This window comes from Streptomyces sp. NPDC088124 (assembly GCF_040685895.1).
Classification (GTDB): domain Bacteria; phylum Actinomycetota; class Actinomycetes; order Streptomycetales; family Streptomycetaceae; genus Streptomyces.
On record NZ_JBFBJB010000116.1, the window covers coordinates 1 to 8,457 of the forward strand.

At 68.5% G+C, this 8,457-nt stretch carries 8 protein-coding genes and 1 pseudogene; 7 read left to right on the forward strand and 2 right to left on the reverse strand.

Annotation, left to right across the window (positions count from 1 at the left end):
* The first annotated feature begins 342 nt into the window (after nt 1-342).
* The 7 genes and pseudogenes from AB0P17_RS42845 (at nt 343) to AB0P17_RS42875 (ending at nt 7,042) form a co-directional block, all read left to right on the forward strand.
* A complete protein-coding gene (locus tag AB0P17_RS42845; RefSeq protein WP_365820503.1) occupies nt 343-543 on the forward strand; it encodes a CPCC family cysteine-rich protein in 201 nt (66 codons plus the stop codon).
* Nucleotides 544-730: 187 nt separating this feature from the next.
* Nucleotides 731-898: pseudogene (locus tag AB0P17_RS42850) on the forward strand (DUF6000 family protein); the annotation flags it as partial.
* Nucleotides 828-1,130 (forward strand): hypothetical protein, encoded by a 303-nt coding sequence (locus AB0P17_RS42855; protein ID WP_365820505.1) that lies wholly within the window; start codon nt 828-830, stop codon nt 1,128-1,130. The pseudogene AB0P17_RS42850 and the gene AB0P17_RS42855, both read left to right, overlap by 71 nt.
* A 246-nt stretch (nt 1,131-1,376) precedes the next feature.
* On the forward strand, nt 1,377-2,630 hold the full coding sequence (locus tag AB0P17_RS42860; RefSeq protein ID WP_365820492.1) for a helix-turn-helix transcriptional regulator: 1,254 nt from the start codon (nt 1,377-1,379) through the stop codon (nt 2,628-2,630).
* Nucleotides 2,631-2,952: 322 nt separating this feature from the next.
* A complete protein-coding gene (locus tag AB0P17_RS42865) occupies nt 2,953-3,735 on the forward strand; it encodes a toll/interleukin-1 receptor domain-containing protein (protein ID WP_365820494.1) in 783 nt (260 codons plus the stop codon).
* Complete coding sequence (locus AB0P17_RS42870) at nt 3,732-5,708, forward strand: hypothetical protein (RefSeq protein ID WP_365820496.1); 1,977 nt, start codon at nt 3,732-3,734, stop codon at nt 5,706-5,708. Before AB0P17_RS42865 ends, AB0P17_RS42870 begins: the two co-directional genes overlap by 4 nt.
* A complete protein-coding gene (locus AB0P17_RS42875) occupies nt 5,705-7,042 on the forward strand; it encodes a hypothetical protein (RefSeq protein WP_365820498.1) in 1,338 nt (445 codons plus the stop codon). The genes AB0P17_RS42870 and AB0P17_RS42875 overlap by 4 nt, the downstream gene beginning before the upstream one ends.
* 325 nt (nt 7,043-7,367) lie before the next feature.
* On the opposite strand, the gene AB0P17_RS42880 is transcribed toward AB0P17_RS42875, so the two are convergent.
* Nucleotides 7,368-7,784, reverse strand: a complete 417-nt coding sequence (locus tag AB0P17_RS42880) for a PIN domain nuclease (protein ID WP_365820500.1) — start codon at nt 7,782-7,784, stop codon at nt 7,368-7,370.
* On the reverse strand, nt 7,781-8,032 hold the full coding sequence (locus AB0P17_RS42885) for a type II toxin-antitoxin system VapB family antitoxin (protein WP_030749789.1): 252 nt from the start codon (nt 8,030-8,032) through the stop codon (nt 7,781-7,783). The genes AB0P17_RS42880 and AB0P17_RS42885 overlap by 4 nt, the downstream gene beginning before the upstream one ends.
* Nucleotides 8,033-8,457 lie beyond the last annotated feature (425 nt).

Below are 8,457 nucleotides of genomic sequence, written 5' to 3' on the forward strand. Positions count from 1 at the left end.
CCCGACTCCGAAGAGCCGGGCCCTCTCTGACTGACCTGCATGTTTACCAGACCAGCGACGTGGTGATACGTCAGCGACTAGACGTTGAACCGGAATGCCTGGGGGCTGATCCTGACCTGCGACGGAGCCCCGTCCAGGACTCTGACCTGGGATTTCCTGGTTGACATGCGTTGGCTCCCAACGACCGTTTACGGGTGTCCTGCGGACTGGCTGGGCGGGCGGAGGCCGAGAAATCCATGGCGCACCGGCGGGACCGGCAAGGAGACCGCCCAGGTGAGCGACCGCTACCCCTGTCCCTGCTGCGGGCACCGCGTACTGAACGCGATACCCGGATCGTAAGAGATCTACCCCGCCTGCTTCTGGGAAGACGACGAGGTCCAGTTCCGCTGGCCGACCATGGGAGGCGGAGCAAACAAAGTCTCCCTGATCGACGCCCAGCAGAACTACCAGGACTTTGGCACCTGCGATCAGCGCGGCCGACGGTTCGTCCGACCTGCGGCAGCAGACGAGCCGCTCGACCCGCCTGGCGACCTATCGACATGACGCGACTCCTTCGAGACTGGGAAGCCGAAGACCGCGTCCCGCGGCCCGACGACCACTCGGGTGCCCTGCTGACGGCTCCCCACCTTCTGGCGCCGCGATCACCATGCGGCCTCATGACGCTCCCCCATCGCGGCCCTCGTTCAACAACTCGACGAAGCCTCGTACGCCGCCCGCGCCCGCCTAGCTGATCAGCCCGGGCCGACGCGCCACGCTCCGCGAACACATCGGCGACCTGCTCCTGTCCAGCGAGTTCTGCTTCCCCGGCGGCGGCTACTGCCTTTGCCCTGGCCCGATTCGGCACGCACGCGGACGCCGAGAACCTCGCCTCCCACCTCGACCGCCACTTCCCCCGCGCAGACCTGCGTACGACCAGGCTGACTCCCTCGACGCCCTCTTCCACCTCGACGCCACCTCGGCACCGCCTACGCCGCCCGCTTCACCCAGCCCGACCGCCTCCGGGACCAGTGGCCCACCCCCACCTCCGCCCCGGCCGACCCACGCCGCTGGATCGACGAGCGCTGCGACTTCGTGAACGACTGGATCCTGCCACGATCCTGTCACCCTCAACACCTTTGTCCCGATTGTGAGTCGACCCTCGGTCGCCCCAAGGAACAGACGGGGAACAACGGAGAACGAAAGAAGCAACAGGCAACACCGCCGAACCCCGATTCTCCAGGCGCGCGTCGTGCCAGACTCACTTTCGGATGCTAAACGAAATGATGCAGTTACAGCGGGTGTTCGCCGTCGGGTTTCGTGTCGACCGGTGATCGTCGGATGACGGCTCCCGTGAGGGCGGACGGCTCTCGCAGTCACTGTTCAAGGGGAGGTTGATGATGAGCACGACTTTACACTTTGGCCCGGAACTTCGCCGTTTACGAGTAGAAGCGGGGCTGACTCTGACTGAGTTCTCCGTGGCGCTCAACTATGACAAGGGGCACCTCAGCAAGGTCGAGCGCGGGGAGCGTTCCGCGTCCCCCGAACTGGCCCGGCGGTGCGACGCCTTCCTCGGCGCGGATGGCGAGCTGCAGAGCCTGGTCACCCGTCCCGAGACGGACTCGGACTCGGGCGCCGCCGAATCCTCCGCCGGCCCGAGCCGCTGGCTCGTCGGGCGCCGGGGGGTCCTCTCGGCTGGTACAGGAGCCCTGATCGACCTCGGCCTGAAACTCGGCGGTCAGGCGCTGACTTCCACCGACGACGCCCTCCTGCCCTCCTTCCGCATGCAGTTCGACCAGCTGCGGAAGCTCGGTCAGTCAACCGCGCCCAAGGTCCTGCTGCCCCTGCTAAAGACGCAGACCCGCCTGGTCGCCGGGCTGGCCGCCGACGCCCGGTCCGCTTCCCGGGCCCCTGCGCTCCTGCTCGCCTCGCGGTTCGCGGAGTTCACCGGCTGGATGGCCCAGGAAGCCGGGGACAGCGACGCGGCACTCGGCTGGACTGGCGAGGCCGCCGAACTGGCGCGCGCCGGAGGTGACCCGTACCTCGGTTCCTACGCACTGGTGCGACGTGCTCTGGTCACCATGTACGGCGGGGACGCCGCCGGCACCGTCGCCCTGGCCCGCCGAGCCCAGAGCAGCGAACTTCCGCCGCGCATCCGGGGACTCGCGGCCCAACGGGAGGCCCAGGGGCACGCGCTCGTCGGCAACGAAGTCGACTGCCTCCGCAGCCTCGACAGGGCGCGGGAACTGCTCGCCGGCGACGACGCCCGCTATGGCGCCGAGCCCGTGATCGGCACCTCCCATGTGAGCGATCCGGCGGCGATGTCGACCGGCTGGTGCCTGCACGACCTCGGCCGCCCCAAGGCCGCCGCCGAGGTACTCGACCGGGAGTACTTGCGCCTCCCGCCGCACGCGCTGCGTACCCGCGCCCGGTACGGCTTCCGCCGGTCCTTGGCCCATGCCGCCTCCGGAGAGGTGGAGCACGCGTGCGCGATCGCCGGAGATCTCCTGGGAGTCATGCCGGCCGTGCCCTCGGCGACGGTGAACAGCGACGTCCGGCGTCTCGCACGGGAACTCTCCCGGTTCCGAAGTAGCCGACCCGTACGTGATCTGCAGCCCGCGCTGGCACGCGTACTCGCCCCCGCGCACGACTGACAGCCGTTCCACGACCGACACGGACTCGAGCCGCCCGGCTCGCCGGACTACCCGGTCCCTCCGGCCCTCCGGCCCTCCGGATCCCACGATCCTCCGCGGGACCCTCTGATTACCCCGCTCGACGCGTCGCATCGTGCCCCCGGCTTCTTCGGGCTGCTTCCGCAGCCAGTGGCGCACCAGGCGTCGCCCCTCCATCCGCACGCCCTCCCGTGGATGAGCCATGCCTTCACACGGTCGGGACCTCATGGCCCGGGCGGACCGGAGCCCCGGTCCACAGCCCTGTGCCCGTTCACCGCGTCTTCTTCTCACGAAGGGAACCTTCATGCCCGACGTCTTCGTCAACTACCGCACAGGCGACGAGGAGTCCGCAGCGACCATGATTGCTCGGGAACTCATCCATCGGTTCGGCGCCGAGCGGATCTTCTTCGCCAGCAACTCGATCGAGCCCGGTCGCCGTTTCCCGGTGGAACTGGTCAGGGCGGTGGAGGAGTGCGAGGCTCTCCTCGCCGTGATCGGCCCGCGCTGGGCGGAGATGCGGGGGGCTGACGGCCGCCCCGCCCTCGAAGCCGAGCAGGACTGGACCCGTCGCGAGATCCAGACCGCGCTCGAACGCGGGGTCCTGGTGATCCCCGTGCTCGTCGGAAAGGCAACGAGGATCGACCGCGCCGTCCTTCCGGACGATCTGCTGGAGCTGGCGGACTGCCAGTACAGGCGGTTCGACCACCGCAACGCTGAATCGGACCTGACAGCGCTCGGCGACACCCTCGCCCGGCTCCTGCCTGAGCTGGGGGCGGTGGACCGAGACGCCCGTGCGGTGCGGGAGCGGGCGGAGGCGAAGCCCCGTGAGAAGCCGGCCCGGGACACCGAGCACACCAGGATGCGGACGCGGGACGTCCGCGGCGGCATCGGAAACCTCAACGGAGACCTGTCCGGCACCTTCGTCAACGAGCCGCAGGGGCCTGTGAACACTGGCCGGGGCCATCAGTACAACGCACCTCACTTCGAGGGCGACAACACCAGGGTCCAGTTCACCGCGGGTGACAACAGCGGTACGGTCCACCAGCGCTTCGAGCGCGAGCCCCGGCACTCGGACAACGGACGATGACCGAGCAGGACCGCGTCACCGTCAACAATCCGCGCGGCCCGGTGAACAACGGCGACGGGCACCAGTACGTCTTCTACGGCGTCGGCGTGGACTGGATGATCCGCAAAGGGGTCGAGTCCCTCCGGATCACCCGCGAGGACCGGGTGCGCCTGGCCTACCGGTTCGTTCCGCCGGTGGGCTACCGCGTTGCCGCCGACCGTCTGGAGAAGCCCGGATCGGTGGTGCTGCTGGAAGGGCCACCCGGCAGCGGCCGCCGCGCCGCGGCGATCATGCTGTTGCACGAGCTCGGTGAGGACGAGGGCACCGATGAGGAAGGGGTCCGGTTCGAGGAGCTTCCCGTCACGGGCAAGGACGAGAACCCTCTCGTTCCCGGTATGGGGGACCGTTTCCTCCTCGACCTCTCTGGAATCGCTGACGAGGAGACGTACGACAAGGCCCAGCGCCGCCTGGCCGTGCGCCGGTCACAGGTCCAGGAGGCAGGGGCCCACATGGTCGTCGTCCTGCCGTCGGGCATGGAGCACGCCCACACACCGGACCTCGAACCGCACACGGTGACGCTGGGGCGCCCCCGGGGCATCGCCGTCGTCACCCGTTACCTCCGCATGGACCGGATGGCCTTCCGCTCCTCGGACCTGGGAAGCACTGACCTCAAGCGCCTGTGCGACCGCTCCCCCATGCGGGAACTGGCGCGGCTCGCGGGGCTGGTGAGAGCCGCTCGCGACAGCGGCCGGTTCGGCGCCGACTTCGCGGGATGGCTCGACCAGGCGCTGCACGCGGCGACCGACCGTGCCGGTGAGGTGGGCCGACAGGTGGCCACGGTCCGGACCGCGCCCGAGCGGGCCCTGTTGCTCGCGACGGCGATGTTCGAAAAGGCACGCGCCGACACGGTCTACGAGGCGTGGCACGGTCTGCTGAAGACGGTGAGGCACGAGGAGGAGACGACGACCGAGCTCGCGGGAACGGATTTCGGGGAGCGATTGGCGGCACTCGGAATCGAGCGGGATCCGGACGGACGGCTCCACTTCGAACGGCTGGCCTACGCCGACGCGGTACGGACGTACTTCTGGGCGAACTTCCCCGGGACGCGCGACGACCTCAGGGACTGGATCGGCCGCGCCGCCGGGCTGCGCGGTCTGACCACCGACGACCGGGTGAACGTTGTCGTCCGCTTCGGCGAACGAGCCCTGGCCGTCGGGCGGCCCGACCACCTTTTCGACCTTGTGGTCCGCTGGGCGGACAGCGCGACCGGGGCGTCCTGCGATCCGCGAGCCGTGGCCGCCCTCGAACTCGGTCTCAGTCACGAGAGATTCGGGGGATGGTTCCGCAGGCGGATATACGAGTGCGTGAGGTCCGGCCCTTTGTCGAACGGTCTCGTCCGCGTCCTGACCAGTGCCTGCCTCCAGAGCCTCGGCGCGACACACCCGGATCAGGCGATGGTGCGACTCCATTACCTCGCCGTACGGAAGGGGGAGGCGGCGCGCGAGGCTCGGGAGGCGCTTCTCGACCTTTCCGGCCGCGACCGCAGGCTCTACCGGCTGCTGATCGACCGCTTGCGGGACCGGGCGCGCCGGGAGCCGCACGGGGCGGAGCCTCATCTCCAGCTCCTCACGGAGCTGTTGCGGAGCGACCGGGCACCGGACCCGCCACCGTGGCCGGACCTGTTCCTGGGTTGGGAGACAGTGTTCTCCCAGCCGCCGACGGAGCTCTGGAACCCGTTGGTGAGCAGCTGGCTGAACGCCGCGGCGGACGACAGCACGCGAAAGATGGCGCTGGACGTGATGGTCGGGGCGACACACGGCGGCACGGCTGCCCTCCACCGCCTCTACACCATCGCCTGCGACTGGGCGGGATCCGCGCTCCACCCGTCCCAGGCAGCGGTCGCCGCCCTCTTCTGGCAGTACATCGACCAGGTGCAGTACGGCCGTACGGAGCGTGCGGACACCGGACCACGAACCACGGAAGAGGCACGATGAGACACCGTTTTTCCAGCTTGTTGTTCGTCGCTCTCTGCAGCCTCGCACCGGCTGTGCTCGGAAACCTCCTGCATTGGTCGGCGTGGCTGTGGGGCTTCATGTCCATGGTCACGGCCTCGGGCTCCCTGCTGCTCGTGATGACGGTGCTCAGCGGTGACCGCGCGTCGGCCGACCCGTACGAGCCTGAGGAACCCGAGCCGCCCGCGGCGCCGGTGGAGCAGCCTTACCAGGAGACGCGGGTGATCGACGCGGCGCTGCCGAGCGCGACGGACGGCTACGACTTCCTCTTCTCCGCCACCGTGTGGTGGAGGCCGGTCCCCGACCACGCCGACCGGCCCGACGTCGCCACCCCTGCCCTCGCCGTTTCCTCGGTCGTCAGCCGGGCCCTGGAGATCGTCCGCCGCGAGGAGCCCGGCCGGGCCGGTGTCGCGCGGTATCTCCTGGAGGCGGAGCTGGGCGTACCGCTCCCGGACCGGAGCGGACGGGTGATGGCTCTGGCGCCCGATGTGACGCTGACCCTCGCCCCCGCCGACCGCGAGCGCCTGCGGAAGCTGAACGATCTTCGCAAGGACGAGGAGATCTGGGAGTACGAGCGCCAGCACGAGCGCAACAAGCGGCGCTACCTCGGCGACGACGTACTCAAGAGCGCGGGCAGCGCGGTGGTGTGGTGGTTGGCCCGCCATGAGAACGAGATCGAAAAGGCGGTCCACATGATCGGCCCGCTCGCGCAGATCGCGGCGGCGGCCAACGACGAGGAGGTGCCCGAACTCTTCCTCCACCTGCTCGTTCCGCCCGTGGGCGCGCGGAGCGCGGCAACCGTCGGGGGACCGCCCTGGGGCGAGGGTGGCCTTGGAGGGGAGATTTTCGACCGCGAGGAGGAAGTGGGAGTCTCGGATCGGCTGCGCCTGTTGCTGACGGCTGCGGGCCTCAAGCCGGACATGGACGGGTACACGGTGTTGGTACACCGTGTGATGCGGTTTCTGAAAGCAGAGGGGCTGGACGAGGCCGCCGACGAGATTAGGCGGGCCTTTGGCCTGGCCCCCGACGAGGGGCCAGAGGGCGAGCCCTCGTACGAGGGGGACACCACAGGGCCCTGGCCGCCCCGCTCCCCAGCCCCCGAGGGCTCGAACTTCACCGACACGGCCACGGACCCGGATGCCGACGCGGGCGCGGACACGTCCACGCCCTGGGCGGCGGGAAGCAGCGCAAACGAAAGGAACAGAGGCCAGTGGGAGACGGGCGAGGATGACATGACGTCTCCACACCTCTGGGACCCCTCGTACAGCCCCCACCGGCCCGCCGAACCCCGCACACGGGACGAGGACGGGAACTGATCCGTCAGACGGTCGGCTCTTTGAGGCTCCCCTTCGCAGCACACCGCGGCAGGGGAGCCCTTCCCGTCCCGAGACAGTGCAGGTCGGTGCCACATTTGCTAGATCACCGACGTGGTGGTGCCATCCGCTACACGTTGAAGCGAACTCCACCACGTCGGTCTGACCTGCGGAGATGTAGGCGCATCCCAGCACCATCCCAGCACGGGATTCGCGACAAAGTACGAGGAGGCCCGCCGCCGGGAGCGTTACCCACCAGGCGGGACGCTGGTGTACGGATGGTCGAAGCTCTGGCCTGAATTTCAGCCGTAGCATGCCTGTTCCTGGCTCAGTCGGCGGTGCCGGGTTCCACGACCCACTCGGCTCGCAGCTGACTCACCGAGGCGATCATGTCGAAGTCGCTGTCGTAGTGCAGGACAGTGGCCCGGTGTCGCTCGGCGGTTGCCGCGATGAGGACGTCGGCCAGCGACAGTGCCCGGTGAAAGCCGGCATTCAGGGCCAGGCTCTGGATCTCCAGTGCCCGCTCAAACTCCTCGTCGTTGCAGGGAAGATAGTCGAAACCGCGGAGAAGGGTGCGCAGTCGCAGCGCCTCGGGCTTGCCGCGCGCCGAGTACAGAACCTCGTACTCGGTCGGGGCGCATACCGCGAGGAGTCCGTCGCGATCCAGCACGTCCAGCCGCGCCCGCACCTCCGGCTTGCCCCGACGGGCCAGCGCGGACTTGTCGATGAGGTAGCGCCCCTTCACGCCGCCGAGGCCCCGCCTTCACGCTTGAGCGAGCCGTCCGAATTCCGCGGCCCGGTCTGCGACCGGATCTCCGCGAACGCGTCCTCGAACTCTCCCTCGTCGATAGCGTCGAACAGCTCCCGGCGCAGCCGCAGCTTCACACCGTCCTCCATGGCCGCGCGCACTGCGGCGGCCTTGGTCTTCACGCCATACACCCTCATCGCCTGCTCAACAATCTCGTCGTCCAGATCGATCACAGTCCTGGCCACCAGTTATCCCTCCGCAGATCGACAACCCAGCAATGATATCAATTTTAGGACAGGAATGACATCAGGATGCTGGGGTGCCGAGGACACAGATCAGAGGCAGGCCTTACGGAGGTTTGAGCTTCCAGTTTGAGCGCCCCACTCGGACCCCGAAGGCGTACGAGCTGAGTCGCTCCAGGCAGAACAGTCGGCTATCCCCTCTTGCCAGCCCACGTTCCCCCGCTACAACCGTGCTGCCCGGATCTCGATCAGTGGTATCAGTCCGGACCTGCGTTCACCACTGGCAATCCCGCAAAGGTACGGCGTCCACATCCCATTCCGGCGGGTCTCAGTCAGGAAGGCAGCACCGGGGTCAAAGGCGGTTAGATCCCCACTAGCCGAACGCGATCGCCGCAGAGTTTGGCCATGTCATCGATATCAGAGGTCAG

What these genes read in the sequence shown, in the direction of transcription:
- AB0P17_RS42860 (WP_365820492.1), top strand. Translation starts at nt 1,377, where the DNA reads ATGAGCACGACTTTACACTTTGGCCCGGAACTTCGCCGTTTACGAGTA.
- AB0P17_RS42865 (WP_365820494.1), top strand. Translation starts at nt 2,953, where the DNA reads ATGCCCGACGTCTTCGTCAACTACCGCACAGGCGACGAGGAGTCCGCA.
- AB0P17_RS42870 (WP_365820496.1), top strand. Translation starts at nt 3,732, where the DNA reads ATGACCGAGCAGGACCGCGTCACCGTCAACAATCCGCGCGGCCCGGTG.
- AB0P17_RS42875 (WP_365820498.1), top strand. Translation starts at nt 5,705, where the DNA reads ATGAGACACCGTTTTTCCAGCTTGTTGTTCGTCGCTCTCTGCAGCCTC.